The 24,935-nt window shown below is 69.7% G+C and carries 26 protein-coding genes and 1 pseudogene; 12 read left to right on the top strand and 15 right to left on the bottom strand.

The window, feature by feature from the left end; all coding sequences use genetic code 11:
- Positions 1-211: 211 nt before the first annotated feature.
- Positions 212-853, bottom strand: a complete 642-nt coding sequence (locus tag NBY69_RS26345; protein WP_250304051.1) for a DNA-3-methyladenine glycosylase — start codon at positions 851-853, stop codon at positions 212-214.
- A 138-nt stretch (positions 854-991) separates the two neighbouring features.
- Here NBY69_RS26345 and NBY69_RS26340 point away from each other — a divergent pair, with 138 nt between their 5' ends.
- From NBY69_RS26340 to NBY69_RS26330, 3 genes are all read left to right on the top strand, one after another.
- The gene (locus NBY69_RS26340) at positions 992-1,774 is read left to right on the top strand and encodes a sporulation protein (RefSeq protein ID WP_250304050.1); all 783 of its coding nucleotides are present in this window, start codon (positions 992-994) and stop codon (positions 1,772-1,774) included.
- A 76-nt stretch (positions 1,775-1,850) separates the two neighbouring features.
- On the top strand, positions 1,851-2,387 hold the full coding sequence (locus tag NBY69_RS26335; protein WP_250304047.1) for a YbhB/YbcL family Raf kinase inhibitor-like protein: 537 nt from the start codon (positions 1,851-1,853) through the stop codon (positions 2,385-2,387).
- 140 nt (positions 2,388-2,527) lie between these two features.
- Complete coding sequence (locus NBY69_RS26330; protein ID WP_250304045.1) at positions 2,528-3,031, top strand: HNH endonuclease; 504 nt, start codon at positions 2,528-2,530, stop codon at positions 3,029-3,031.
- Positions 3,032-3,101: 70 nt separating this feature from the next.
- On the opposite strand, the gene NBY69_RS26325 is transcribed toward NBY69_RS26330, so the two are convergent.
- The 3 genes from NBY69_RS26325 to NBY69_RS26315 all read right to left on the bottom strand — a co-directional run bounded on the left by NBY69_RS26325 (position 3,102) and on the right by NBY69_RS26315 (position 5,411).
- Positions 3,102-4,043, bottom strand: coding sequence for an SPFH domain-containing protein (locus NBY69_RS26325; protein WP_250304044.1), 942 nt, complete (start codon positions 4,041-4,043; stop codon positions 3,102-3,104).
- Positions 4,044-4,125: 82 nt separating this feature from the next.
- Positions 4,126-4,554: an NfeD family protein gene (locus tag NBY69_RS26320; protein WP_250304042.1), complete on the bottom strand. Its 429-nt coding sequence runs from the start codon at positions 4,552-4,554 to the stop codon at positions 4,126-4,128.
- Positions 4,555-4,613: 59 nt separating this feature from the next.
- On the bottom strand, positions 4,614-5,411 hold the full coding sequence (locus NBY69_RS26315) for an ABC transporter ATP-binding protein (protein WP_250304041.1): 798 nt from the start codon (positions 5,409-5,411) through the stop codon (positions 4,614-4,616).
- Positions 5,412-5,592: 181 nt separating this feature from the next.
- Between NBY69_RS26315 and NBY69_RS26310 the strand changes: the two genes are divergently transcribed.
- On the top strand, positions 5,593-6,381 hold the full coding sequence (locus NBY69_RS26310) for a hypothetical protein (RefSeq protein WP_250304040.1): 789 nt from the start codon (positions 5,593-5,595) through the stop codon (positions 6,379-6,381).
- Positions 6,382-6,468: 87 nt separating this feature from the next.
- On the opposite strand, the gene NBY69_RS26305 is transcribed toward NBY69_RS26310, so the two are convergent.
- Both NBY69_RS26305 and NBY69_RS26300 read right to left on the bottom strand, forming a co-directional pair.
- Positions 6,469-7,128 carry a response regulator transcription factor gene (locus NBY69_RS26305; RefSeq protein WP_250304039.1) on the bottom strand — a complete coding sequence of 220 codons (660 nt, stop codon included), beginning with the start codon at positions 7,126-7,128 and terminating at the stop codon, positions 6,469-6,471.
- Positions 7,121-8,266, bottom strand: coding sequence for a GAF domain-containing sensor histidine kinase (locus NBY69_RS26300; protein WP_250304038.1), 1,146 nt, complete (start codon positions 8,264-8,266; stop codon positions 7,121-7,123). The genes NBY69_RS26305 and NBY69_RS26300 overlap by 8 nt, the downstream gene beginning before the upstream one ends.
- 146 nt (positions 8,267-8,412) lie before the next feature.
- On the opposite strand from NBY69_RS26300, the pseudogene NBY69_RS26295 reads away from it, so the two are divergent.
- Positions 8,413-8,606 (top strand): annotated as a pseudogene (locus tag NBY69_RS26295) (short-chain dehydrogenase); the annotation flags it as partial.
- A 399-nt stretch (positions 8,607-9,005) separates the two neighbouring features.
- Complete coding sequence (locus tag NBY69_RS26285; protein ID WP_250304037.1) at positions 9,006-9,827, top strand: transglycosylase SLT domain-containing protein; 822 nt, start codon at positions 9,006-9,008, stop codon at positions 9,825-9,827.
- Between the two features lie 91 nt (positions 9,828-9,918).
- Here the strand turns inward: NBY69_RS26285 and NBY69_RS26280 are convergent, their stop codons facing one another.
- Positions 9,919-12,477 (bottom strand): FHA domain-containing protein, encoded by a 2,559-nt coding sequence (locus NBY69_RS26280; protein ID WP_250304035.1) that lies wholly within the window; start codon positions 12,475-12,477, stop codon positions 9,919-9,921.
- 318 nt (positions 12,478-12,795) lie between these two features.
- Here NBY69_RS26280 and serB point away from each other — a divergent pair, with 318 nt between their 5' ends.
- Positions 12,796-14,025 (top strand): phosphoserine phosphatase SerB, encoded by a 1,230-nt coding sequence (serB, locus tag NBY69_RS26275; RefSeq protein WP_250304032.1) that lies wholly within the window; start codon positions 12,796-12,798, stop codon positions 14,023-14,025.
- 61 nt (positions 14,026-14,086) lie between these two features.
- Here the strand turns inward: serB and NBY69_RS26270 are convergent, their stop codons facing one another.
- The 4 genes from NBY69_RS26270 to NBY69_RS26260 all read right to left on the bottom strand — a co-directional run bounded on the left by NBY69_RS26270 (position 14,087) and on the right by NBY69_RS26260 (position 16,534).
- Positions 14,087-14,638, bottom strand: coding sequence for a histidine phosphatase family protein (locus NBY69_RS26270; RefSeq protein ID WP_250304030.1), 552 nt, complete (start codon positions 14,636-14,638; stop codon positions 14,087-14,089).
- 146 nt (positions 14,639-14,784) lie between these two features.
- Positions 14,785-14,991 carry a hypothetical protein gene (locus NBY69_RS26265; RefSeq protein ID WP_250304028.1) on the bottom strand — a complete coding sequence of 69 codons (207 nt, stop codon included), beginning with the start codon at positions 14,989-14,991 and terminating at the stop codon, positions 14,785-14,787.
- A gap of 143 nt (positions 14,992-15,134) precedes the next feature.
- On the bottom strand, positions 15,135-15,251 hold the full coding sequence (locus NBY69_RS37410; protein WP_266643777.1) for an SGM_5486 family transporter-associated protein: 117 nt from the start codon (positions 15,249-15,251) through the stop codon (positions 15,135-15,137).
- A gap of 17 nt (positions 15,252-15,268) precedes the next feature.
- On the bottom strand, positions 15,269-16,534 hold the full coding sequence (locus NBY69_RS26260; protein ID WP_250304025.1) for a CynX/NimT family MFS transporter: 1,266 nt from the start codon (positions 16,532-16,534) through the stop codon (positions 15,269-15,271).
- A 102-nt stretch (positions 16,535-16,636) separates the two neighbouring features.
- Between NBY69_RS26260 and NBY69_RS26255 the strand changes: the two genes are divergently transcribed.
- A complete protein-coding gene (locus NBY69_RS26255; protein ID WP_250304023.1) occupies positions 16,637-17,314 on the top strand; it encodes a FadR/GntR family transcriptional regulator in 678 nt (225 codons plus the stop codon).
- Positions 17,315-17,329: 15 nt separating this feature from the next.
- Here the strand turns inward: NBY69_RS26255 and NBY69_RS26250 are convergent, their stop codons facing one another.
- The 3 genes from NBY69_RS26250 to fabG form a co-directional block, all read right to left on the bottom strand.
- A complete protein-coding gene (locus NBY69_RS26250) occupies positions 17,330-17,608 on the bottom strand; it encodes a hypothetical protein (protein ID WP_250304055.1) in 279 nt (92 codons plus the stop codon).
- Positions 17,609-17,841: 233 nt separating this feature from the next.
- Complete coding sequence (gene fabI / locus NBY69_RS26245) at positions 17,842-18,609, bottom strand: enoyl-ACP reductase FabI (protein WP_250304021.1); 768 nt, start codon at positions 18,607-18,609, stop codon at positions 17,842-17,844.
- Between the two features lie 4 nt (positions 18,610-18,613).
- Complete coding sequence (fabG, locus tag NBY69_RS26240) at positions 18,614-19,318, bottom strand: 3-oxoacyl-[acyl-carrier-protein] reductase (protein ID WP_250304019.1); 705 nt, start codon at positions 19,316-19,318, stop codon at positions 18,614-18,616.
- Between the two features lie 211 nt (positions 19,319-19,529).
- Here fabG and NBY69_RS26235 point away from each other — a divergent pair, with 211 nt between their 5' ends.
- From NBY69_RS26235 to tyrS, 3 genes are read left to right on the top strand one after another with little or no spacing between them, the layout of a single operon-like run.
- Positions 19,530-21,053 (top strand): TldD/PmbA family protein, encoded by a 1,524-nt coding sequence (locus tag NBY69_RS26235; RefSeq protein WP_250304018.1) that lies wholly within the window; start codon positions 19,530-19,532, stop codon positions 21,051-21,053.
- Positions 21,050-22,459, top strand: a complete 1,410-nt coding sequence (locus tag NBY69_RS26230; protein WP_250304016.1) for a metallopeptidase TldD-related protein — start codon at positions 21,050-21,052, stop codon at positions 22,457-22,459. The genes NBY69_RS26235 and NBY69_RS26230 overlap by 4 nt, the downstream gene beginning before the upstream one ends.
- A 44-nt stretch (positions 22,460-22,503) precedes the next feature.
- Complete coding sequence (gene tyrS, locus NBY69_RS26225) at positions 22,504-23,769, top strand: tyrosine--tRNA ligase (RefSeq protein ID WP_250304012.1); 1,266 nt, start codon at positions 22,504-22,506, stop codon at positions 23,767-23,769.
- A 72-nt stretch (positions 23,770-23,841) separates the two neighbouring features.
- On the opposite strand, the gene NBY69_RS26220 is transcribed toward tyrS, so the two are convergent.
- Positions 23,842-24,120: a GlsB/YeaQ/YmgE family stress response membrane protein gene (locus NBY69_RS26220; protein ID WP_250304010.1), complete on the bottom strand. Its 279-nt coding sequence runs from the start codon at positions 24,118-24,120 to the stop codon at positions 23,842-23,844.
- 211 nt (positions 24,121-24,331) lie between these two features.
- Here NBY69_RS26220 and NBY69_RS26215 point away from each other — a divergent pair, with 211 nt between their 5' ends.
- A complete protein-coding gene (locus NBY69_RS26215) occupies positions 24,332-24,706 on the top strand; it encodes a DUF3099 domain-containing protein (protein WP_250304008.1) in 375 nt (124 codons plus the stop codon).
- Positions 24,707-24,935 lie beyond the last annotated feature (229 nt).

Here is a 24,935-nt window from a genome sequence, read left to right as displayed (position 1 = left end):
CGGCGTGTTCACTACTTTAGCCGATTTCCCCGGAGGCTCATAATCGGGCCTTGGATTCGATTTCCGGCATGCCGAAAATCAAACCCGTGAGGGTGGATCGTAGGTAGTGGTTGGCCGCTCCGGGCTGCTCAGGTCGGGTCCGAAGGACCGTTCCGACAACAGTGCCCGTGTCAAGCGGCTCGGACTACGTTAGGCGGCCGTACAGGTCGAGTCAAGTTCGCCTCTTCCTGGGGACGTGCGCCCGGTACGGACTGACCGTGGGATCGCCGTCGATCCAGAAGCGCCACGGCTGGTGGGCCCCGTCCCCGCCCACCCCGGTGCGCGGACCGCTGCGCACCAGGTCGGGGTGGGGTGGGATGCCGGTGAGCATCGAGAGCGGGACGTCCCCGGAGACGCAGACGTCCGCGCCGTTGAGCGAGCGGTCGATGTCGAGTCCGGTGGCCAGCCGGGCCGGACCTTTGGCCAGTTCTTTGTCGTGCCGGGCCGAGATCCGGCGTTCGCGGGCCAGTTCGGCGCCCACCGTCACCTCTCCCCCGCGGAGCAGAACACCGCTCGCCGTCCCCTCGGGGCCGCACACCAGATTGAGGCAGTGCCACATCCCGTACGTGAAGTAGACGTACACATGGCCGGGCGGGCCGAACATGACTTCGTTGCGGGGAGTACGGCCGCGGTAGGCGTGCGATCCCGGGTCCGCCTCCCCTGCGTACGCCTCCACCTCGGTGAGCCGGAGTTCCATGGGTCCGTCCGGCGTGCGGCGGACCAGGGTGCGTCCCAGGAGATCCGGGGCCACCTCCAGTACCGGGCGCTCGAAGAAGTCTCGCGGCAACGGATTACGGTCCGGGGTGACGATCATGGCGTCCGAGCGTAGTGGGGAACGGTTCCCCACTGTCGGCCGTATGCCCGTACGGATGGCCCGGAAGTACGGACCCGGAAGTACGGGCCCAGAGGTACGGGCCCGGAGGCGCGGGCCCAGGTTCGAGAAGGAGTGGGTATGGGGTTCAAGAGGCTGCTTGCCAGCATGGGGGCCGGTGGTGCTTCGGTCGAGACCGTGCTGGCCGAGGCGAACGTCGTGCCCGGCGGGGTGGTCCAGGGCGAGATACGCATCCACGGCGGATCCGTGGCCCAGCGGGTGGAGGGCCTCTCCGTCGGAATCCAGGGCCGGGTGGAGATCGAGGGCGGCGACCACGAGGTCAAGCAGGACATCGAGTTCACCCAGCTACGCCTCGGTGGGGAACTGGAGGTGGAGGCGGGAGCGGTGCACGTGGTGCCGTTCGGACTGGAGATCCCCTGGGAGACACCGATTTCCAGCATCGGCGGCCGGCCGTTGGACGGCATGCACCTCGGTGTGACCACCGAGCTGGAGATCGCGCGGGCGGTGGACTCCGGTGACCTGGACCCCATCCAGGTGCATCCGCTCCCCGCCCAGCAGGCGATCCTCGACGCCTTCGGCCGGCTCGGGTTCCGGTTCCTGAGCGCGGATCTGGAGCGCGGCCACATCAGGGGCACCCGGCAGAAACTCCCCTTCTACCAGGAGATCGAGTTCTGCCCGCCGGAGGAGTACCGCGGGCTGGATCAGGTGGAGCTGACCTTCGTCGCGGACGACCGGGAGATGGACGTCATCCTGGAGATGGACAAGAAGCCGGGCCTCTTCGGCGAGCGCGGCGATTCCTACCGGGCGTTCCAGGTGGGGCTTCGTGATTTCGGGGAGACGGACTGGGCCGGGTACCTGCACCAGTGGCTGGCCGATGTCGGCGGCAGGCGCAACTGGCTCTAGGGTCCTGCTCCGAGGGGTGCGGGGCAGCCTCTAGGGTCGGGGAAGGAACTGGACAGCCGATGCAGGAGGTGCCGTTGTGACCGGGCTCAGCAAGCCGCCGCTTCCCCATGATTTTCACCCGCCGGTGCCCTCGTTCACCGTGGTGAGCGAGGACATCGCGCCGGGATCGGTATTGAAGGACGCCCAGGTGTACGCGGCGGGGAACACCTCGCCGCAGCTGCGGTGGGAGGGATTCCCGCCGGAGACCAGGAGCTTCGCCGTGACCTGCTTCGATCCGGACGCGCCCACGGGCAGCGGGTTCTGGCACTGGTCGCTGTTCGACATCCCGGCCTCGGTGACCGGGTTGCCCGCGGGCGCGGGCAGTGGTGCGTTCGACGGGCTGCCCGCAGGCGCGGTCCAGGCGCGCAACGACTACGGGACGAAGGAGTTCGGGGGCGCCGCGCCGCCGGCCGGTGAGAACCACCGTTACGTCTTCACCGTGTACGCGGTGGACACCGAGCGGCTGGGTATCGACGCCGACGCCTCCCCCGCGGTCGTCGGATTCAATCTGCGGTTCCACACACTGGCGCGTGCGCAGCTCGTCGCCGAGTACACCGGTCCCGCGGAGAGCTGAAGTCCGCCGTTAGTTTGCCCTGCCCCGGTCTTGGAGAGATCAGGGCAGGGCCTTTTTTATTGCGTTGTCCATCGTGGCGTGCCCGGCCAGAGTTGATTCCGGCCCGCCAGGGGGCGGGCCCGCTGATGGAGGTGGGCACCATGCGGGACACGCTGGTACTGAACGCGAGCTTCGAGCCGCTGTCGACGGTGACGCTGAACCGCGCCGTGGTGCTCGTGCTCCAGGACAAGGCCGTCGTGGAGCAGGCCCATCCAGGACTCCGGGTGCGAGCGGCGGCTGTCGAGCTTCCGGTGCCCCGGGTGATCAGGCTCTGCCGTTACGTACGGGTGCCGTTCCGAAGACAGGCACCGTGGTCGAGACGGGGGGTGCTGATCCGGGACCAGCACCGGTGCGCGTACTGCGGTCGGCGGGCCACCACCGTCGACCACGTGGTGCCGCGTGCCCAGGGCGGTCAGGACACCTGGCTGAATACGGTTGCCTCCTGCGCCGAGGACAACCACCGCAAAGCGGCCCGTACGCCGGACCAGGCAGGGATGCCGCTGCTGCGCGGGCCGTTCGTACCGACCCCCGCCGACGCGATGCTGCTCGCTCTCGGTGCCGGTGAGCGCCGGGCGCTGCCGGAGTGGCTTCCGCGGACGGCCTAGACGAGCTCCCGTACGGGCAGTAGCCGTACAGCAGTTGAGCCCGTCCCCCGGCCGGGGGACGGGCTCTTCGCTACTCCGAGGGCTTGCGGGCAGCAGGCGGAGCCGCCTGCTCCTTGCCGGTGTTGAAGCCCGGGACGTTGTCACCGAGGTTGCCGAAGGCTCCGCTGAGGCCCTTGAGCGCGTCGCCGATCTCGCTGGGCACGATCCAGAGCTTGTTGGCGTCGCCCTCGGCGATCTTCGGGAGCATCTGGAGGTACTGGTACGCGAGGAGCTTCTGGTCCGCGTCACCCGCGTGGATGGACTCGAAGACCGTACGGATGGCCTGGGCCTCGCCCTCCGCGCGCAGCGCCGACGCCTTGGCCTCACCCTCGGCCCGCAGGATCGCCGACTGCTTCTCACCTTCGGCCCGCAGGATCTCCGACTGCCGGACACCTTCGGCCTGGAGGATCGCGGCGCGCTTGTCACGGTCGGCGCGCATCTGCTTCTCCATCGAGTCCTGGATGGAGGTGGGCGGCTCGATCGCCTTGAGCTCGACGCGGTTGACGCGGATGCCCCACTTGCCGGTCGCCTCGTCGAGCACGCCGCGCAGCGCCGCGTTGATCTCCTCACGGGAGGTCAGCGTCCGCTCCAGGTCCATGCCACCGATGATGTTGCGGAGCGTGGTGACGGTGAGCTGCTCGATCGCCTGGATGTAGCTGGCCACTTCGTAGGTCGCGGCGCGGGCGTCGGTCACCTGGTAATAGATGACGGTGTCGATGTTGACCACCAGGTTGTCCTGGGTGATCACGGGCTGCGGCGGGAAGGGGACGACCTGTTCGCGGAGGTCGATCCGGTTGCGGATCGAGTCGATGAACGGGACGACGATGTTCAGTCCGGCGTTGAGCGTGCGCGTGTAACGGCCGAACCGTTCGACGATGGCAGCGCTGGCCTGTGGGATCACCTGGATCGTTTTGATCAGGGCGATGAAGACCAGCACCACCAGAATGATCAGAACGATGATGACGGATGGCATCGTGCTCCCCGTGTCCTTCGATAGCCGGCGGTTGGCAATGATCGAGTTTCGCAGACCTCGGCCTGCCGTGGGTGAGGTTCTGTCACAGGACGACGGCCGTTGCTCCGTCGATCTCTACGACGTCCACCTGCTGACCTGGTTCGTAGCTGGTGTCGGTGTCGAGCGACCGGGCCGACCAGATCTCACCGGCGAGCTTGATCCGGCCACCGCTGCCGTCGACCCGTTCCAGGACGACGGCCTGACGGCCCTTCAACGCATCGATCCCGGTGGCCAGTTCGGGCCGCTGGGAGCTGTGCCGGTTCGCGATCGGGCGTACGACGGCGATGAGCGCGACGGAGACGATCACGAAGACCAGTACCTGCGCGACCAGGTCACCGCCGAGGCCGGCGACGCCCGATGCGGCGATCGCCCCGACGGCCAGCATCCCGAATTCGGGCATGGCGGTGATCACCAACGGGATTCCCAGCCCGGCTGCCCCGATCAGCCACCACACCCACGCCTCGATGTCCACGGGGTCATGGTAGGTGGACAGCCCCTTCCGGGGACAGGGCGCAGAAGGGCGGGAACCGGTCAGCCGAGCGGAAGGCCCTGCGCCGTCCAGCGGTTGCCGCGCTGTTCGACGACGAGCGGCAGCCCGAAGCAGAGGGAGAGGTTGCGGGACGTCAGCTCGGTCTCCATCGGTCCGGCGGCGAGCACCTTGCCCTGACGGATCATCAGGACGTGGGTGAAGCCGGGCGCGATCTCCTCGACGTGGTGCGTCACCATGACCATCGAGGGGGCGTACGGGTCCTGGGCCAGCCGGCCGAGACGGCGTACGAGGTCCTCGCGGCCACCGAGGTCGAGACCGGCGGCGGGCTCGTCGAGGAGGAGCAGTTCGGGGTCGGTCATCATCGCGCGGGCGATCAGGGTGCGCTTGCGTTCGCCCTCGGAGAGCGTGCCGAACTTGCGGTCCAGGAACTCGGTCATGCCGAGGCGGTCGAGGAAGGCGCGGGCGCGCTGCTCGTCGACCTCCTCGTAGTCCTCGTTCCAGGTGGCCGTCATGCCGTAGGCGGCGGTGAGCACCACCTGGAGCACGGTCTGCCGCTTGGGCATCTTCTCCGCCATGGCCGCGCCGGCCATGCCGATGCGCGGGCGGAGTTCGAAGACGTCGGTGCCCGGCTTGCCGAGCTGCTCACCGAGGATCGACGCGGTGCCGCTGGTCGGGAAGAGGTAGCTGGACGCGATGTTGAGGAGAGTGGTCTTGCCCGCGCCGTTGGGACCGAGGATGACCCAGCGCTCCCCCTCCTTCACCGCCCAGGAGACGTCGTCCACCAGAGCACGTCCGTCGCGGACCACGGATACGTCCAGCAGCTCCAGTACATCGCTCATGAGCGCGTTGTCTCCCCATGCAGTCTCGGTTCGCGCGTGCGCCTGTGGGCGCAGCTCCCAGGGAAAACTTACGCCACCTGAGAAGTGTCCCCGTGCCTAGGGCCTATTCGGTCGATCTCCCGGGCCAGGGAATCCGGCCGGACGGGGCATGGCACCTCGGGCCGGTCCCTAGGCTGGACGCATGTTCACGGAACCACGCTCAGGACGGCTGGCCGCATGGGGAAATGCCCTTTTGGCCGGAATTGTTTCGCCGGATGACGCCGCACTCGCCATCGTGGGCGAGGACGCGGTGCACCGGGTCGACGGGCTGCCCGGGGAGGCGGGGCCGGTCGGGCTCACGCTGGCGCTCGGCAGGCTGAGAGGGCTCGGCGCGACCGGGTTCCGGGTGGCGATGCCCACGCCGGGGCATCCGCTGGGGCTCAGCGGCCCGCCGGAATTCAATGCGCGGGCGCTGGACGCGGAGGAGGCGGTCGTCGCCTTCGGTGTGCCGCTCGGGCTGGTGCCCGAGGTGTACGAGGCGGGGCCCGAGGGCGATCTGCACCGGGAGGTGCTCTGGCACTGTCTGGCCGTGCGGGACGCGCCGCCCGCCGACGTCCCCTCCTTGGGCGAGGCGGAGCGGGAGCTCGCGGAGGCGCTGCGGGAGGCGACCAAGGTGCTCTCGGGTCTCGACGTGGCGGGTTCGGGGCCGGTTGCCGAGGCGGCCATCGACGCCTACCGGGCGCGGGCGGAACGGGGGCCGGGCGAAGTACTGGCTCCGGGCTATCCGGCGCGCGCGGTCCGGGTGCTCACGCTGGCGCAGCGGGTCGGGCTGCTGGTCGAGATGGGGTACGAACACGGTCCCGGCGGCGCGGTGAGCGCGTCGGAGATGGCGGCGCGGGGAGCGGCGCTGCGGCCGGTGGAGCGGGTGGCCAGGCGGGCGCAGGTCGCGGCGTACAACGCGTACGTGGAGGAGCGGGAGCGGCGTAACTGAGGCGGGGCGGAGTGACGGGGACCGGAGCAGCCTGACGGGGCCGGACCGCCTCGCGGGCTGTCCGGCCCCGGATGACCCGACGGCCCTTCAGCCCGCCGCGCCGTGCCGTACGGCCCAGAGCGCCGCCTGGGTGCGGTCGGCGAGGTCCAGTTTCATCAGGATGTTCGACACGTGCGTCTTGACGGTCTTCTCCGAGAGGACCAGCGCCCGCGCGATCTCCCGGTTGGAACGTCCGTCGGCGATCAGGCCGAGCACCTCCCGCTCGCGCTCCGTCAGGGTCGTCCCCCTCCCCTGGCCGCCGCCCGGTTCCTGGGAGAGCAGCACCCCGGCGACTTCGGGCTGGAGGAGGACGTGCCCCGCGTGGACGGAGCGGATGGCACCGGCCAGGGCGTCCGGATCGACGTCCTTGTAGACGTAGCCCGAGGCGCCCGCGCGCAGGGCGGGGACGACGGTGCGCTGCTCGGTGAAGCTCGTCACCACCAGCACCCTGGCCGGGTTGGCCAGCTCGCGGAGCTTGCGCAGCGCCTCGATGCCGTCCGTACCCGGCATCTTGATGTCCATCAGCACGACGTCGGGGCGCAGTTCCTCGGCGAGGGCCACGCCCTCGGCGCCGTCCCCCGCCTCACCCACGACCTCGATGTCGTCCTGGATCTCCAGGAAGGTACGCAGCCCGCGGCGGACCACCTGGTGGTCGTCGACCAGCAGGACCCTGATGGCCGGCTTCGGCCTGGGCTCGGTGTCAGCCACCGGGCACCTCCATCTCGATCGTGGTGCCCTCGCCGGGCGCCGATTCCACCGTGAGCCTGCCGCCGACCCCGCTCGCCCGGTCGCGCATCGAGACGAGACCGAGGTGCCGGCCGGCCTGCCGTACCGTCCTGGGCTCGAATCCGCGGCCGTTGTCGGTGATCCGCAGGACGGCGCCCTGCCCCCGCCGGTTCAGTACGACGTCGACCTGGTCCGCCTCCGCGTGGCGCAGCGCGTTGTGCAGCGCCTCCTGGGCCACCCGCAGCAGCGCCTCTTCCTGGGCTGCGGGCAGTGCCCGCACCTGGCTGCTCCCGAAGGTGACACGGGGGGCGTGGGCGCGGTCGAGGACCTGGATGTGCGTACGGAGGGTGTTGACCAGACCGTCCTCGTCGAGGGCTGCCGGGCGCAGCTCCACCACGGCGGCCCGCAGTTCGTCCGCTGCCTCCGCGGCGAGGGCGGCCACCTGCTGCAGTTCGTCCTTGGCGCGGGCCGGGTCCCGGTCCACCAGGGTGGCCGCGGCCTGGGCCGTCAGCCGCAGGGAGAAGAGCTTCTGGCTGACGGCGTCGTGCAGCTCGTGCGCCAGCCGGGAGCGTTCCTCCACGATGGTGAGTTCGCGGCTGCGCTCGTAGAGGCGGGCGTTGGTGAGGGCGATCGCGGCGTGCTGGGCGAGGATCGTCAGAAGTTCCTCGTCGTCCTCGGTGAATCCGCAGCGGCCGGTGGGTCTGGGGCACCTCTTGTTGGCGAGGAAGAGCGCGGCGATCGTCTCGTCGCCGTCCCGGACGGGCAGCCCGAGGAAGTCCGACATGTCCGGGTGGGCGGACGGCCAGCCGCCGAAGCGGGGGTCCTGCCGTACGTCGTCCAGCCGCTGGGCCTTCTCGTCGTGCAGCATCGCGGCGAGGATGCCGTGCTGGCGCGGGAGCGGGCCGATGGCTTTCCACTGGGCGTCGCTGATGCCGTCGACCACGAACTGGGCGAAGCCGCCGTGGTCGTCGGGCACGCCGAGGGCGGCGTACTCGGCGTCCAGCAGTTCGCGGGCCGAGGCGACGATCGTCTTGAGGACGTCGTGGACCTCCAGATGCCTGCTCATGGCGAGCAGTGCGGTACTCACCGCGGAGAGGCCGGACCGGGGTCGATGGGACATGGCCTCACCGTACCGGCGGGCGCGGCGGACCGTATCGGGCTGTGGACGGCCCTGACCGGGACGCGGGGACTAGGTCAGGGACTAGGTCGAAGTGCCGTGGTCCGCTGCGGCTCGCGGACGGCGCACGGGGCGGAAGCGCGCTGGACGAGCTGGCGCTGGGGCTGCGGGTCCGGGCGGTGGACCCGGGCGACATGGAGACCGATCTCTACGCGGCAGCCGCGCCCGGGGAGGAGGAGGGCGGCCCGCTCCGTCGAGTGTGGTCCCGGCGTTCCTGCGGTTGCTCGACGAGCGTCCGGCGAGCGGCCGGTACACGGCGCCCGCTCTGCTGGAGGAGGCGTGACGGGTGTGGGGCGCTGACCCGCAGCTACGCGGAGGTAGTACGGGCCCGCTACCTCAGGCACGAGTTCAGGGACGTCCACCTCATCCTTCCGGATGAGGACACTCACACTCCGGATTGCTTGAGCAACGTACTGTGAAAATCCTGTCCGCCTGCTGTGACGCCCCACACAGGACGCACGTCACTTACGACGCAGGCTAGTTGATCCTCAAGAGCTGCCTGGGCCGGGCACCGGTGGATGTCCGGCCTTACCGGCGGCACCCCACGCCACTAAGCGGGGTCGTACGTCACACCTTTGCCACAAGATTTTGCTGCCGCTAAGAATGGCTCCCGTCGCCGCCACCAGGGCGTACCGCCGCCCCAGGCGCTCGCGACTTCCGCTATTCGAAGAGGTACGCCCACATGTCCTCCCGCCACCGCCGCAGCCGTCTGACCAAGACCCACAAGTACTCGATCGGTGGTGTGGCCGCCGTCGGCGCCGCCGCCGTCGCGTTCACCCTTGTTCCCGGAAACGCGTCCGCCGAGACGACCCACCAGTCGATCGACGCCGCCCCGGCGGCCTTCACCTCGCAGACCACAACCGTGAAGACCGGCCTCGAACTGCAGCAGGCGCACGCCGAGCAGGCCGCCAAGGACGCCGCGGCCAAGGCCAAGGCCGCCGCGGTCAAGGCGAAGGCAGATGCCGCCAGGGCGAAGGCCGAGGCGAAGACCAAGGCCGACGCCGCCTCGAAGGCCAAGGCGCAGGCCGTGGCCAAGGCCGTCGCCAAGGAGAAGGCCCAGGCTGCCGCCAAGGCGAAGGCCGAGGCGAAGGCGAAGACCGAGGCCGCCGTCAAGGCCAAGGCCGAGGCCGCCGCGAAGGCCAAGGCCGCCGCCAAGGCGAAGACCGTCAACGCGGCCAGCTACCCGAACACCCTCGACGGCTGGATCCGCCAGGCGCTGTCGATCATGCAGGCCAAGGGCATCCCCGGCTCGTACGACGGTCTGCACCGCAACATCATCCGCGAGTCCGCCGGTAACCCGCAGGCCATCAACAACTGGGACATCAACGCGCAGAACGGCACCCCGTCGATCGGCCTGCTCCAGGTCATCCAGCCGACGTTCTCCGCGTACCACGTGACCGGCACCTCCACGAACATCTACGACCCGGTCGCCAACCTCACCGCCGCCGCGAACTACGCAGCCGCGAGGTACGGATCGATCGACAACGTCAACAGCGCCTACTGATCCGGCGCACCGGTCACACGCCACCGGTCACACGCCGAAGGGCGGCACCCCACTTGCGGGGTGCCGCCCTTCGGCGCTGCTCCGTGAGCGACTACTTGCGCATGACCTCCGGCTCGTGGCGGCGCAGCAGCCGGGCCACGACGATTCCGCAGATCACGCCCATCGCGATCAGGATGCCCATGTCCATCACCCAGGTGCCCAGCGTGTGGTCCCACAGCGGGTCCGTGCTGGTCGGGTTCTTCTTGTTGGGCAGCAGGATGTTGAGTGACGCGGTGGCGCCCGCGGCTGCGACCGCCCAGCGGGCGGGCATCAGGAACGACAGCTGGTTGACCCCGGCGGCGCCGTTCAGGGTGAAGAGGCAACCGGTGAAGACGACCTGGGTGATCGCGAACATCACCAGCAGCGGCATGGTCTTCTCGGAGGTCTTCACCAGCGAGGAAATGATCAGGCCGATCATCATCGAGGTGAAGCCGAGAGCCATGATCGGCAGGGTGAGTTCGATCCGGGTGGAGGCGGAGAAGACCAGCCCCTCCTCGGGCGCCTTCTTCAGTCCGAAGCCGATGCCCCCGATGATCGCGCCCTGCACCACGGTGATCAGACCGAGCACGATCACCTTGGACATCAGATAGGCGGAACGCGACAGGCCGGTGGCCCGCTCCCGTTCGTAGATCACCCGTTCCTTGATCAGTTCGCGTACGGAGTTGGCCGCGCCCGCGAAACAGGCGCCCACCGCCAGGATCAGCAGGATCACGGCGCCGTCGCCGTTGCTGCCGTGTCCTCTGACCGGGCCGAAGCCGAGTCCGTAGTCCGCGGGGATCAGCGCACCGACCGCGCCGAGGACAGCGGGGAGCAGGACCGAGAGCGCCATGAATCCGCGGTCGGAGACGATGACCGACACGTAGCGGCGCATCAGGGTGACCAGCTGCGAGCCCCAGCCCTGGGGCTTGGGGACCCTCATCGCCTGGGCGGGCGGCATCTGGACCGACTGCACGGCGACCGCGTCGATGTCCGCCGCGTACATCTGGTAGTGCTGCGAGCCGCGCCAGCGGCCCGCCCAGTCGTAGTCGCGGTAGTTCTCGAAGGCGGAGAAGACATCGGCCCAGCTGGAGTAGCCGAAGAAGTTGAGCGCCTCCTCCGGCGGCCCGAAGTACGCGACCGCGCCGCCCGGTGCCATCACCAGAAGCTTGTCGCAGATGGCGAGTTCGGCGACGGAGTGGGTGACGACGAGCACCGTACGACCGTCGTCGGCGAGGCCGCGCAGCAGCTGCATGACATCGCGGTCCATCCCCGGGTCGAGGCCGGAGGTCGGCTCGTCCAGGAAGATCAGGGACGGTTTGGTCAGCAGCTCCAGTGCGACCGAGACCCGCTTGCGCTGGCCGCCGGAGAGAGAGGTGACCTTCTTCTCCTTGTGGATGTCCAGCTTCAGCTCGCGCAGCACCTCGTCGATACGGGACTCGCGCTCGGCCTCGGTGGTGTCCGCGGGGAAGCGCAGCTTGGCCGCGTACTTCAGGGCCTTACGGACCGAGAGTTCCTTGTGCAGGATGTCGTCCTGCGGGACGAGACCGATGCGCTGGCGCAGCTCGGCGAACTGCTTGTAGAGATTCCGGTTGTCGTAGAGGACATCGCCCCGGTTGGCGGGCCGGTAGCCGGTGAGCGCCTTGAGCAGGGTGGACTTGCCCGAACCCGAGGGGCCGATGACCGCGACGAGCGACTTCTCGGGGACGCCGAAGGAGACGTCCTTGAGGATGTCCTTGCCGCCGTCGACCGTCACCGTGAGGTGGCGGGCGGAGAAGGAGACCTCACCGGTGTCGACGAACTCCTCGAGCCGGTCGCCGACGAGGCGGAAGGTCGAGTGGCCGACGCCGACGATGTCGTTCGGGCCGATCAGGGCCGTTCCGGACTTGGCCATCGGCAGACCGTTGACGTAGGTGCCGTTGTGGGAACCGAGGTCACGGATCTCGAAGCGGCCGTCGGGCGTGGCCACGAACTCGGCGTGGATACGCGAGACCTGGAGGTCGGAGACGACCAGTTCGTTCTCCAGCGCACGGCCGATGCGCATCACCCGGCCGAGAGCCAGCTGGTGGAAAGTGGTCGGGCTGCGGTCCCCGTACGGGGTCGAGGCCCCCGCGCCCCCGCCCACCGGGCCGCCCTGCTGGGGCAGTTGGGCCTGCTGCGGCTGCCAGCCCTGCTGGGCCGGGGCCTGTTGCTGGGCCGGGGCCTGTTGCTGAGCGGCGCCCCAGCCGGGGTCACCGCCCTGGTACTGGGCCGGGGCGTACGGCTGCGCCTGCATCGGCGCCTGCGGCTGTACGGGTGCCTGGGCAACGGCCTGCGCCTGCATCGGCTCCGGTGTCCGGGCCGCCGCGCCGGAGAGGCTCAGCCGCGGACCGTCGGTCGCGTTGCCGAGGTACACCTCCGAGCCGGGACCGATCTCCACCTGCTGGACCTGCTGCCCGTGCACGAACGTGCCGTTGGTGGAGCCGTGGTCCTCGATGACCCAACTACGGCCCCCCCAGCTGATCGTGGCGTGCCGCCACGAGACCCTCGCGTCGTCGATCGCCAGGTCTCCCTGCGGATCACGGCCAAGGGTGTACGACCTGGACGGATCGAGCGTCCAGGTCCTGCCATTCAATTCCAGTACGAGTTCCTGCACTCCAGCCCCACTTATTGTCCCCCGAGGTACCCCCATTGCAGGGAGTCTAGGGATGGCGAACATCGTGGGGAACTATTTCAGGCGCAGTGACGTATCGGGAACCCGGGCCGTGTGACGACCATGTACCAATGGGTTCCCCGGGGCATCTGCGGACGTGACCGGACGGACTCCTCTCCCTTTTCGCCTGCCTTCTCATGAATCACTCAGTATTTCCCCCTTCCGCCGTTCATTGCCGCGATGGGCCACCGGAGGTACGGGCGTCCGGTCCTCGGGACGGACTGCCGGGGGGTCCGCGGTGCCCTATACGGTGGGATCACCATGAGCGCATCGCAGCCCCCAGTCCCCGCCGATTTCCCCACTCTTCTCGTCAAGATCTTCGGGAAGGACCGCCCCGGGATCACCGCCGGGCTCTTCGACACCCTCGCCGCCTACGCCGTCGACGTCGTCGACATCGAGCAGGTCGTCACGCGGGGCCGCATCGTCCTGTGTGTCCTGATCACCGCACCGGGCCCCGACGGCATTGCCCAGGGAGAGCTGCGGGCGACCGTGCACAGCTGGGCCGAATCGCTCAAGCTGGAGGCGGAGATCATCTCCGGCACCGGCGACAACCGGCCCCGGGGCAGCGGACGCTCCCATGTGACGGTCCTCGGCAATCCGCTCACCGCGGAGTCGACCGCTGCCATAGCGGCCGGTATCACCGGCGCCGGCGGCAACATCGACCGCATTTTCCGGCTGGCGAAGTATCCGGTGACCGCCGTGGAATTCGCGGTGTCCGGTGTGGAGACCGAAGCGCTGCGCACCGTGCTGGCCACCGAGGCATCGGCGCTCGGTGTGGACGTGGCCGTGATCTCCGCCGGTCTGCACCGCCGGGCCCAGCGGCTCGTCGTGATGGACGTGGACTCGACCGTCATCCAGGACGAGGTGATCGAGCTCTTCGCCGCGCACGCGGGGTGCGAGCAGGAGGTCGCCGAGGTCACCGCCCGTGCGATGCGCGGCGAGCTGGACTTCGAGCAGTCGCTGCACGCGCGGGTGGCGCTGCTGGCGGGGCTCGACGCCTCGGTCGTCGACAAGGTACGGGCCGAGGTGCGGCTCACCCCCGGTGCCCGCACCCTGATCCGTACGCTCAAGCGGCTCGGCTACCAAGTGGGCGTCGTCTCGGGTGGTTTCACCCAGGTCACCGATGACCTCAAGGAGCGTCTCGGCCTCGATTTCGCCTCCGCGAACACCCTGGAGATCGTCGACGGCAGGCTCACCGGCCGGGTCGTCGGGGAGATCGTGGACCGCGCGGGCAAGGCGCGGCTGCTGCGGCGGTTCGCCGCGGAGGCGGGCGTACCGCTCGCCCAGACGGTCGCGATCGGCGACGGGGCGAACGACCTGGACATGCTCAACGCGGCCGGACTCGGCGTCGCGTTCAATGCCAAGCCGGTGGTCCGCAAGGCCGCCGACACCGCGGTGAACGTGCCCTTCCTGGACACCGTGCTCTATCTGCTCGGCATCACCCGCGAAGAGGTCGAGGCGGCGGACGGGCTCGTCGACGACGAGGTCTAGCTCCTGGTAGAGCCGCGGGGCCCCGGTACGCGCACCGGGGCCCGCACGCATGTCCGGGGGCCTACTCGTGCGGCGCCCAGAAGTCGGCGAGTTTGCCCACGCCGTGCTCGACGGATTTCCAGGGTCCGGTGAACTCGATGAGGGCGACCCCTGCCGTCGGGAATCCGCTGCGGTTCATCCTGCTCAGCACGGAGCCCTCGGAGCGGCCCGCCAGGGCGTCGGCGAGTGCGTGCATCCCGGGGTTGTGGCCGATGACCAGGAGGTCGTCCACGTCGTCCGGGGTCTCGTTGAGCAGCGCGAGCAACTCGCCGAGCGAGGCGTCGTACAGCCGCTCCTCGTACACGGTCCTGGGCCGGCTCGGCATCTCCTGCACGGCCAGCTTCCAGGTCTCACGCGTTCTGACCGCTGTCGAGCAGAGGGCCAGATCGATGTGGAGGTCGTGCGAGCCGAGCCACTGGCCCGCGGCGGAGGCATCCATCCGGCCGCGGTCGGCGAGCGGCCTGTCGTGGTCGGACACCTCGGGCCAGTCGGCCTTCGCATGCCGGAGAAGGGCGATCCTGCGGGACTCGGGGGTTCCGGGGGCTGTCCCCCCGGATGACACAACGGCGCTCATACAATCCAGCTTCGCACGGATCGGACCATCGGGCAGAGGGTGTGGGGAGGCTCCCCAGCACGAGTGAACGGTGTTCGGCCACGGTGGCCGGGCGCCGTACGCCGGGCGGGTCCGAGGGCCCGGCGAAGACCGGCCGGGCCGTACACCTAGAGCGGCAGGTTCCGCTGGATGAGCTCCAGGACATGGGTGATGTTGGCGCCGCCGGCCTCGGCGTGCGCCTGGCCGGGCGCGCTGATGAGCAGGAGCAGGGCGGCGAAGGCGACGGCGGGCAGGGCGATCGCCCACCACGGCAGCCGGACATCGACGCTGCCCGAGGCCGGTGCGTGGGACCTGGTGTGCGTACGGGCCGACATGGCCGCCTCCGTCGAGTTCGCGGTTGTTGAAGTACCTCGAACTTACGGAGTGCGGGCGGCCGGTCCCATCCGGTGACCCACCCACTTCACCCTGACCCTGGCCCCCTAGGGGGTGGTGGGGCCAGCCCCACCACCGCGGGGTGTCAGGGCGAGGCCAACGTCGCGACGATCGCGACGATCACCGTGACGGCGAGCATCGCGCCGAGCACGAGCAGGAGCTTCTTCTGACCGTTCTGGGGATTCGGTTCGAGCACTGGCATGACGTCAGTCTCGCATCTCAGGATTCGTCCTCGATCGTCCGGTCCCGTCCCGCGAGGATCCCCGCCCCGATCTGCGGCACCATCAGCCCGGCCATCAGGGCGATGGGCAGCCCCCAGCCGCCGCTGTGCTGGTAGAGGACGCCGACGAGCAGCGGCCCGGGGATCGAGATCAGATAGCCGGTGGACTGGGCGAAGGCGGAGAGCCTGACCACGCCGGCGCCGCTCCTGGAGCGCATCCCGATCATGGTGAGGGCCAGCGGGAACGAGCAGTTGGAGATGCCGAGCAGCAGCGCCCAGGCCCAGGCGCCGCCGGACGGGGCGAGGTAGAGCCCCGCGTAGCCGACGAGTCCGCAGACGCCCAGGGCGACGACGATGGGGCCCTGGTGCTTCATCCGGCCGGCCAGTCGCGGGATGACGAAGGCCAGCGGCACACCCATCACCATCGTCACGGCGAGCAGCAGTCCGGCGGTGCCGGCGGAGACTCCGGCGTCCCGGAAGATCTGCGGCATCCAGCCCATGGTGACGTAGGCGGCGGTGGCCTGGAGACCGAAGAAGCAGGCGAGCGCCCAGGCGGTGCGGCTGCGGGCGATCCGCAGGGCCGGGACATCGGATCCGGGGGTCCCGGTGGCGTCCGCGGCGGCGGCGCTGCGGTCCCGGATCAGCCCGATCCAGGGCAGTACGGCGACGGCGGCCAGCACCGCCCACACGCCGAGTCCCATCCGCCAGCTGCCGCCGAGGCTGTCGGTCAGCGGCACGGTGACGGCGGCGGCGAGTGCGGTGCCCAGGGCGAGGGCCATCGAGTAGAGCCCTGTCATGGAGCCGACGCGGTCGGGGAAGTACCGCTTCACCATGACCGGCATGAGTACGTTGCTGACGGCTATGCCCATCAGCGCGAGTGCGCTGGCCGCGAGGAAGCCGGCCGTACCGCCCATGAGCGGGCGGATCACCAGGCCCGCGGTGATCGCGGCCATCCCTGCGCAGACGACCGCGCCCGGTCCGAACCGGCGGGCCAGTCGCGGCGCCATGACGCCGAACACGGCGAAGCACAGCGGCGGTACGGAGGTGAGGACGCCCGCCACGCTGCCGCTCATGCCGAGACCGTCGCGTACCTCTTCGAGGAGCGCGCCGAGGCTGGTGATGGCCGGACGGAGGTTGACTGCGGCGAGGACGATCCCGGCGATCACCAGTTTCACGGTCCACGCGGCGAGCTGCGGAGGTGTGGAATCCACGGGGGTTCCCGGCTCGGCCACCGGGCTGAGGATCTTGGTCTCGTCATCAGGCATGAGGCCATCATAGAATCATGGGATGATTGGCTGTTCACCTGTCCGGCCCACCCGCCGGAATCAGGCTGTCCGGCCCCGGCGGTTTCACGAACGAGGAGCACGATGGCGCTGAACTCTCCCCGGCGTTCCGCACTCGCCGACCAGGTGATCACGGAACTGCGGAATCAGATCACCTCGGGCGAGTGGCCGGTGGGATCGCGCATCCCGACAGAGCCGGTACTGGTGGAGCAGCTGGGGGTGGCCCGCAACACCGTCCGGGAGGCGGTGCGCGCGCTCGCGCACAACGGGCTGCTCGACATCCGCCAGGGCTCGGGCACGTACGTGGTCGCCACCAGCGAACTGGCCGGGGTGATGCATCACCGCTTCGCGGCTGCCGACCCCCGTGACGTCGCGGAGGTGCGTGCCACGCTCGAATCGTCGGCCGCCCGGCTGGCCGCCGTACGGCACACCGAGCGGGACGCGAAGCAGCTGACCGCGCTCCTCGCCCACCGGGAGAGCACCTGGGCGGCGGGCGACGCGGAGGCCTTCGTCGCCGCCGACGCGACGCTGCACCTGGCGATCGTCAATGCCTCGCACAACGACGTACTGACCGAGCTCTACGCCGATCTGGGCGATCTGCTCCGCGAGTGGCTGCGCGGCGGCGTGGGGCACGAGCTGCGGCCCGAGGGATACGTGGACCACAGCAGGCTGATCGGGGCGATCCTGGCGGGCGACGCGGATCTGGCGGCCTCGGAGGCCGCCAGCCATGCCTTCATCAACTGCCTGGAAGCCCAGGTGTGACCAGGGCCGGAGGGCTCAGCCGACCCGTTCGTGCGTCATCCGGACCGAGCCGATCTCTTTCCAGCAGCGGCCGGTGAGCCGCACGGTCCGCGCGGGCCCGACCTCGACCGGGGCGCTGTCCATGTCGATGTCCCACCAGCGGGCGCACTCGATGTGCAGGGCCACCCGGTCGCTGTCGACGTACGAGTTGTGGCAGGTGGCGGCCACATGGGAACCCTTGACCGCGATGCGGCACCCGGCCCCGAAGGGGACCTCCCGCGCATACGCGCCCGTCGGGCCGGTGAACCCCGCCATTCCGGCCGAGGCCACGAGCAGGACTGCCGTTCGGCAGAGCAGATGACGCATACGCGTGTCTCCTCCCCAGGCGAGCCGGAGGGCAGCTCCGACAGGAGCAGTCTGCGGTGGTTCGACCGGATATTCGAGTCGATCACGACAGGGGGCAGATCCTGGGTGCTCCGGAACGCACCGAGGCCGCGCGCCGTCTCCTGGACGGCACGCGGCCTCGTGAGCGAAGAGCTCGGGAGCGGTCAGGCACCCATCATGTGCACGCCGCCGTCGACGTGGACGATCTCGCCGGTGGTCTTCGGGAAGAAGTCCGAGAGCAGTGCGACGACACCGCGGCCGGCCGGCTCCGGGTCGGACATGTCCCAGGCGAGCGGGGAGCGGTGGTTCCAGACGTCCGCCAGCTCCGAGAAGCCCGGGATGGACTTCGCGGCCATCGAGCCGATCGGTCCGGCGGAGATCAGGTTGCAGCGGACGTTCTGCTTGCCGAGGTCGCGGGCGAGGTAGCGGGAGGTGGCCTCCAGCGCGGCCTTGGCCGGGCCCATCCAGTCGTACTGCGGCCAGGCGTACTGGGCGTCGAAGGTCAGTCCGACCACCGCGCCGCCCTCGCTCATCAGCGGCAGGCAGGCCATGGTGAGCGACTTCAGCGAGAACGCCGAGACGTGCATCGCCGTGGAGACCGACTCGAACGGGGTGTTGAGGAAGTTGCCGCCGAGCGCGTCCTGCGGCGCGAAGCCGATGGAGTGCACGACACCGTCGAGCGAGCCGAGTTCGTCACGGACCAGGTCCGCGAGCCGGTCCAGGTGCTCGGTGCTGGTGACGTCCAGCTCGATGACCTTGGCAGGCTTGGGCAGCTTCTTGGCGATGCGCTCGGTGAGGGTGGGCCGCGGGAACGCGGTCAGAATGACCTCGGCACCCTGTTCCTGGGCCACCTTGGCGGTGTGGAAGGCGATGGAGGACTCCATCAGCACACCCGTGATGAGGATGCGCTTGCCGTCAAGAATTCCGCTCATGTGATCAGTGCCCCATGCCCAATCCGCCGTCAACGGGGATGACGGCTCCAGTGATGTACGACGCGTCGTCGGAGGCGAGGAACCGCACCGTCGCGGCGATCTCCTCCGGCTTCGCATACCGGCCGAGCGGCACCTGCGAGACGATGCCCGCGCGCTGCTCGTCGGTGAGCACCCTGGTCATGTCGGTGTCGACGAAACCGGGTGCGACGACGTTGAAAGTGATGTTGCGCGAGCCGAGTTCACGAGCGAGGGAACGCGCGAAACCGACCAGGCCCGCCTTGGAGGCGGCGTAGTTCGCCTGACCCGCCCCGCCGAGCAGCCCGACCACCGACGAGATGAGGACGACCCGGCCCTTCTTGGCGCGCAGCATGGCCCGGTTGGCCCGCTTGACGACCCGGAAGGCACCGGTGAGGTTGGTGTCGAGTACGGACGTGAAGTCCTCCTCGGACATCCGCATCAGCAACTGGTCCTTGGTGACACCGGCGTTGGCGACCAGGACCTCCACCGGACCGTGCTTCTCCTCGATCTCCTTGTAGGCCAGATCCACCTGCTCGGTGTCGGTGATGTCGCACTTGACGGCCAGGAAGCCCTCGGGAGGTTCGCCCGAGCGGTACGTGATCGCGACCTTGTCGCCTGCGTCGGCGAAAGCGCGGGCGATGGCGAGGCCGATGCCCCGGTTTCCTCCGGTGACGAGAACCGAGCGGCTCAACGGATCACCCTTTCGATAGCTGTTTGGTACCCACGCAAACTATCGGCTCTGTCCCACTTAAGGGGAATCCGCCTCCGACAGCACCGCACGGCGGCGCCTGTCGGGTCCCTACAGAAGAACGCGGTCGGGTCCCTGCAGAAGAACGATCTGGCAGGCGGCCCCCTTCGCGCGACATGATGCGAGCGACCGGTCGTGACGACAGGAGACCTCCGTGCCACATTCCATCGACGCAGCCTTCACGGCGCTGCCGCTGCGCCCCCTGGCCGACGCGGCCCTCGCCCGTGCGCGCGCACTCGGCGCCGACCATGCCGACTTCCGCTTCGAGCGCGTGCGCAGCGCGGCCTGGCGGCTGCGGGACGCGAGGCCGGCCGGGTCGTCGGACACCACCGATCTCGGATACGCGGTGCGGGTGGTGCACGGCGGCGCGTGGGGGTTCGCCTCCGGGGTGGACCTGACCATGGACGCCGCGGCGAAGGTCGCCTCGCAGGCGGTCGCGATGGCGAAGCTCTCCGCCAAGGTCATCAAGGCGGCTGGATCGGACGAGCTGGTGGAACTGGCGGACGAGCCGGTGCACTCCGAGCAGACCTGGATCTCCACGTACGAGATCGACCCCTTCTCCGTACCCGCCGACGAGAAGACCGCCCTGCTGGCCGACTGGTCGTCCCGGCTGCTGAGGGCGGACGGAGTGGCACATGCGGACGCCTCGCTGATGACCGTCCACGAGAACAAGTTCTACGCGGACACGGCGGGCACCGTCACCACCCAGCAGCGGGTGCGGGTGCATCCGCAGCTCACCGCGGTCGCCGTGAACGGTGCCAGCGGTGAGTTCGACTCGATGCGGACGATCGCCCCACCGGCCGGCCGAGGGTGGGAGTACCTCACCGGGACCGGCTGGGACTGGGACTCCGAACTGGAGCAACTCCCGGTACTGCTCGCCGAGAAGATGCGCGCGCCCGGTGTCGAGGCGGGGACGTACGACCTGGTCGTCGACCCGTCGAACCTCTGGCTGACCATCCACGAGTCGATCGGGCACGCGACCGAACTGGACCGGGCGCTGGGGTACGAAGCGGCGTACGCCGGAACCTCCTTCGCCACGTTCGACCAGCTCGGGAAGCTGGCGTACGGCTCCCCCGTGCTGAACGTGACGGGCGACCGCACCGCCGAACACGGCCTCGCCACCGTCGGTTTCGACGACGAGGGGGTGGCCGCGCAGTCCTGGGACCTCATCAAGGACGGCACGCTGGTCGGGTACCAGCTGGACCGGCGGATCGCGAAGCTGACGGGGCTCGGGCGCTCCAACGGCTGTGCGTACGCGGACTCCCCGGGCCATGTGCCCGTGCAGCGCATGGCCAATGTGTCGCTCCAGCCGGATCCGGGCGGGCTCTCGACGGAGGATCTGATCGGGGGCGTCGAGCGCGGGATCTATGTCGTGGGCGACCGCTCGTGGTCGATCGACATGCAGCGCTACAACTTCCAGTTCACCGGTCAGCGCTTCTACCGCATCGAGAACGGGCAGCTGGCGGGGCAGCTGCGTGACGTCGCCTACCAGGCGACCACCACCGACTTCTGGGGCTCGATGGAGAAGGTCGGCGGCCCGCAGACCTATGTGCTCGGCGGCGCGTTCAACTGCGGCAAGGCCCAGCCGGGACAGATCGCCGCCGTCTCGCACGGCTGCCCCTCCGCCCTCTTCCGGGGCGTCAACATCCTGAACACCACGCAGGAGGCCGGACGATGACCTCGTCGAAGCGCACCGTCACACCGCACGAGATCGTCGAACGCGCCCTCGCGCTGTCCACCGCGGACGGCTGCGTGGTCATCGCCGACGAGCAGTCCGGTGCCAACCTGCGGTGGGCGGGCAACGCGCTGACCACCAACGGCGTGACCCGTGGCAGGACCCTGACCGTCATCGCCACCGTCGACGGGAAGGAGGGCACCGCCTCCGGTGTGGTCTCCCGCTCGGCGGTCACCGCGGACGATCTCGAACCGCTGGTCCGGGCCGCGGAGGCCGCTGCCCGGGGCGGGGCGCCCGCCGAGGACGCGCAGCCGCTGGTCTCCGGCGTCCCCGCGTCGCCCGACTTCACCGACGCGCCCGCCGAGACGACCTCGGCGGTCTTCGCCGACTTCGCGCCCGCGCTCGGTGAGTCCTTCGCCCGTGCCCGGGAGGGCGGCCGTGAGCTCTACGGCTTCGCCCACCACGAGATGAGTTCCAGCTATCTCGGTACCTCCACGGGGCTGCGGCTCCGCCACGACCAGCCCAACGGCACCCTGGAGCTGAACGCCAAGTCCCCCGACCGGACCCGCTCCGCCTGGGCGGGCCGTGCCACCCGCGACTTCAAGGACGTCGACCCCACCGCCATGGACGCCGAGCTGGCGCAGCGGCTGGGCTGGGCGGAGCGCCGTATCGAGCTGCCCGCCGGACGGTACGAGACGCTGCTGCCGCCGACCGCCGTCGCCGACCTGCTGATCTACCAGCTGTGGTCGTCGGCCGCGCGGGACGCCGTCGAGGGCCGTACGGTCTTCTCGCGTCCCGGCGGCGGTACCCGGCTGGGGGACAGGCTCTCCCCGCTGCCGCTGACCCTGCGCAGCGATCCGGCCGAGCCCGGTCTGGAGTCGGCGCCCTTCGTCCTGGCGCATGCCTCGGGGGACGACTCGTCGGTCTTCGACAACGGGCTGCCGCTCTCCCGCACGGACTGGGTGCGGGACGGGCGGCTGGAGCGCCTGGTCACCACCCGGCACAGCGCGGACCTGACCGGTCTGCCGGTGGCTCCCGCGATCAGCAATCTGATCCTGGAGGGCGGCGGTGAGCGGTCGCTGGACGAGATGGTGGCGGCGTCCGGGCACCAGGGGCCCGCCCTGCTGCTGACCTGCCTCTGGTACATCCGGGAGGTCGACCCGGCCTCGCTGCTGCTGACCGGTCTGACCAGGGACGGTGTCTACCTCGTGGAGAACGGCGAGGTCGTGGGTGAGGTGAACAACTTCCGCTTCAACGAGTCGCCGGTGGATCTGCTGTCCAGGGCCACCGAGGCCGGGCGTACGGAGCGGACGCTGCCCCGTGAGTGGGGTGACTGGTTCACCCGCGCCGCGATGCCCGCGCTGCGCATCCCGGATTTCAATATGAGTTCCGTCAGCCAGGGCGTATAACCTCTGGACGTACTTCCAGCCACACCGAAGGAGACGCGAGACCCGTGACGGACATCGTCGACGAGCTGAAGTGGCGAGGGCTCTTCGCCCTCTCCACTGACGAGGACGCATTGCGCAAGACGCTCGCGGACGGTCCCGTCACGTTCTATTGCGGCTTCGACCCGACGGCGGCCAGCCTGCACGTGGGCCATCTCGTGCAGGTCCTCACCGTCCGCCGGCTCCAGCTGGCCGGACACCGGCCGCTGGCGCTGGTGGGCGGGGCGACCGGCCAGATCGGCGATCCCCGGCCGACCGCCGAACGCACGCTGAACGACCCGGAGACCGTCGCCAACTGGGTCGGGCGGCTGCGCGCCCAGATCGAGCCGTTCCTCTCCTTCGAGGGGGAGAACGCGGCCGTGATGGTCAACAACCTGGACTGGACGGCCGGGCTGTCCGCGATCGAGTTCCTGCGGGACATCGGCAAGCACTTCCGGGTGAACAAGATGCTCACCAAGGAGTCGGTCGCCCGCCGCCTGGAGTCCGAACAGGGCATCAGCTACACCGAGTTCAGCTACCAGTTGCTCCAGGGCATGGACTTCCTGGAGCTGTACCGGCGGTACGGCTGCACCCTCCAGCAGGGCGGCAGCGACCAGTGGGGCAACCTCACCGCGGGTATCGACCTGATCCACCGCCTGGAGCCGGCCGCGTCGGTGCACGCGCTGGGCACCCCGCTGATGGTGAAGGCGGACGGCACCAAGTTCGGCAAGTCCGAGAGCGGGGCCGTCTGGCTCGACGCGGAGATGACGACGCCGTACGCCTTCTACCAGTTCTGGCTGAACGTGGACGACCGTGACGTCTCCACGTACAACCGCATTCTCAGCTTCAAGAGCCGCGCGGAGCTGGAGGAGCTGGAGCAGCTCACCGAGGAGCGTCCGCAGGCACGCGCGGCCCAGCGTTCGCTGGCCGAGGAGCTGACGACGCTGGTGCACGGCGCCGAGCAGTGCGCGGCGGTCGTCGCCGCGTCGAAGGCGCTCTTCGGCCAGGGCGACCTCGCCGGGCTCGACGAGCGGACGCTGGGTGCCGCGCTCTCCGAGCTGCCGCACGTCCAGGTGGACGCGCTGGTCCCGGTGGTGGACCTGCTCGCCGAGACCGGCCTGGTCCCGAGCAAGTCCGCCGCACGGCGTGCCGTGAAGGAGGGCGGGGCGTACGTGAACAACGTGAAGGTGGCGGGCGAGGACGCCGTACCCGCCGCGGAGGATCTGCTGCACGGGCGCTGGCTGGTGCTGCGCCGGGGCAAGAAGAACCTGGCTGCGGTCGAGGTCAGGTCCTAGAAAAGGTCCTGGACCCCCGGACATACGCGGGAGGGGCGGCCGGTGCGTACCGGCCGCCCCTCCCGCGTTCGTTCAGCTCGGCTGTTTCCTGTTGCCCCGGACCGCGGCCCAGAGCTTGTCCCCGGCACCGACGACGATCACGGCCCCGATCAGCTGGAGCAGATGCCTGATCCAGTCGATGCCGTTGGTGTCGTTGACGCCGAGTCCGGTGGCCGCCCAGTTGCCCAGCACACTGCCCAGGATGCCGCACACCACGGTCAGCCACAGCGGGATCTGCTGCTTGCCCGGGATGATCGCCTTGGCGATCAGGCCGAGCACCAGCCCCACGATGACGGCCCACAACCAACTCATGTCGCCTCCTGGTGCGGCAGCTGTGTACGCATGACGCCCAGCATCGGCGCTTCGGCCATACGGCGCATGTCGGGCGGCGCCATCCGTGCCGCGCGTGCCGCCACCTGCCCGTGGCGGCGCGCCCCGGTCTCGATGGCGGCCCGGCCGCGGCGTAACGTTGTGCCGTCCGGTCCGGGGAGAGTCCGGCGCAGGAATCGGGTGGTGGGACGCGATGCGGAAGCAGAGCAGCGGTCAGGTCTTCCGGATCACGGGAGCGCGGCAGGGACTCGCGGAGGACGTCCGCGGCCGGCAACGGCGCTACATCATCTCGATGTCCGTGCGTACCGTCGCGGTCATCCTGACCGCGGCCCTCTGGAACGTGGAGCGGCCGGTCGCGATCGTGACCCTGGTGCTCGGCGCGTTCCTTCCGTACGTCGCCGTGGTGATCGCGAACGCGGGCCGGGAGAACGCCCCGGGGCTGCCCACGACGTTCGTCCCGGCGCCCTACCGGCCGGCGCTGGAGCCCTCGTCCGTGGTCCCGGGGGCGGAGGCCGCGGCCGATCCGTCCGCCACGGAGAGTGAGCGTCCGGCGCCTGAACAGAGCTGAAACGGGGCGGGATCCGCGCGGGCCGCAAAGCTCAAGAAAAGCTCAGATCAATCATGAAGTTCCGGTGCCGCATGCCCAGTGGCCCGTGACATACTTCGAAAGCGCTCCGCATCCCCCGTCGGAGCGACGGACCGACGCCGGGCAGCTCCCCCCGTGGCTGCTCGGCGTCGCCATTTCCGGGGCCTGTTACGCGGATTCGCGGAGTGACGAAGTCCGTACCGGCTCTCGT

Origin of the sequence: Streptomyces sp. A 4/2, from assembly GCF_940670765.1 — a bacterium.
GTDB lineage: Bacteria > Actinomycetota > Actinomycetes > Streptomycetales > Streptomycetaceae > Streptomyces.
Note: the sequence above shows the minus strand (reverse complement) of the source record. Positions and strands in the feature narration are given on the sequence as shown.

Bases quoted from the DNA above. Each gene is read 5' to 3' on its own strand.
- NBY69_RS26345 (WP_250304051.1), bottom strand. From the start codon at position 853: ATGATCGTCACCCCGGACCGTAATCCGTTGCCGCGAGACTTCTTCGAG.
- NBY69_RS26340 (WP_250304050.1), top strand. From the start codon at position 992: ATGGGGTTCAAGAGGCTGCTTGCCAGCATGGGGGCCGGTGGTGCTTCG.
- NBY69_RS26330 (WP_250304045.1), top strand. From the start codon at position 2,528: ATGCGGGACACGCTGGTACTGAACGCGAGCTTCGAGCCGCTGTCGACG.
- NBY69_RS26325 (WP_250304044.1), bottom strand. From the start codon at position 4,043: ATGCCATCCGTCATCATCGTTCTGATCATTCTGGTGGTGCTGGTCTTC.
- NBY69_RS26315 (WP_250304041.1), bottom strand. From the start codon at position 5,411: ATGAGCGATGTACTGGAGCTGCTGGACGTATCCGTGGTCCGCGACGGA.
- NBY69_RS26310 (WP_250304040.1), top strand. From the start codon at position 5,593: ATGTTCACGGAACCACGCTCAGGACGGCTGGCCGCATGGGGAAATGCC.
- NBY69_RS26300 (WP_250304038.1), bottom strand. From the start codon at position 8,266: ATGTCCCATCGACCCCGGTCCGGCCTCTCCGCGGTGAGTACCGCACTG.
- NBY69_RS26285 (WP_250304037.1), top strand. From the start codon at position 9,006: ATGTCCTCCCGCCACCGCCGCAGCCGTCTGACCAAGACCCACAAGTAC.
- serB (WP_250304032.1), top strand. From the start codon at position 12,796: ATGAGCGCATCGCAGCCCCCAGTCCCCGCCGATTTCCCCACTCTTCTC.
- NBY69_RS26270 (WP_250304030.1), bottom strand. From the start codon at position 14,638: ATGAGCGCCGTTGTGTCATCCGGGGGGACAGCCCCCGGAACCCCCGAG.
- NBY69_RS26265 (WP_250304028.1), bottom strand. From the start codon at position 14,991: ATGTCGGCCCGTACGCACACCAGGTCCCACGCACCGGCCTCGGGCAGC.
- NBY69_RS37410 (WP_266643777.1), bottom strand. From the start codon at position 15,251: ATGCCAGTGCTCGAACCGAATCCCCAGAACGGTCAGAAGAAGCTCCTG.
- NBY69_RS26260 (WP_250304025.1), bottom strand. From the start codon at position 16,534: ATGCCTGATGACGAGACCAAGATCCTCAGCCCGGTGGCCGAGCCGGGA.
- NBY69_RS26255 (WP_250304023.1), top strand. From the start codon at position 16,637: ATGGCGCTGAACTCTCCCCGGCGTTCCGCACTCGCCGACCAGGTGATC.
- NBY69_RS26250 (WP_250304055.1), bottom strand. From the start codon at position 17,608: ATGGCGGGGTTCACCGGCCCGACGGGCGCGTATGCGCGGGAGGTCCCC.
- fabI (WP_250304021.1), bottom strand. From the start codon at position 18,609: ATGAGCGGAATTCTTGACGGCAAGCGCATCCTCATCACGGGTGTGCTG.
- NBY69_RS26230 (WP_250304016.1), top strand. From the start codon at position 21,050: ATGACCTCGTCGAAGCGCACCGTCACACCGCACGAGATCGTCGAACGC.
- NBY69_RS26220 (WP_250304010.1), bottom strand. From the start codon at position 24,120: ATGAGTTGGTTGTGGGCCGTCATCGTGGGGCTGGTGCTCGGCCTGATC.
- NBY69_RS26215 (WP_250304008.1), top strand. From the start codon at position 24,332: ATGCGGAAGCAGAGCAGCGGTCAGGTCTTCCGGATCACGGGAGCGCGG.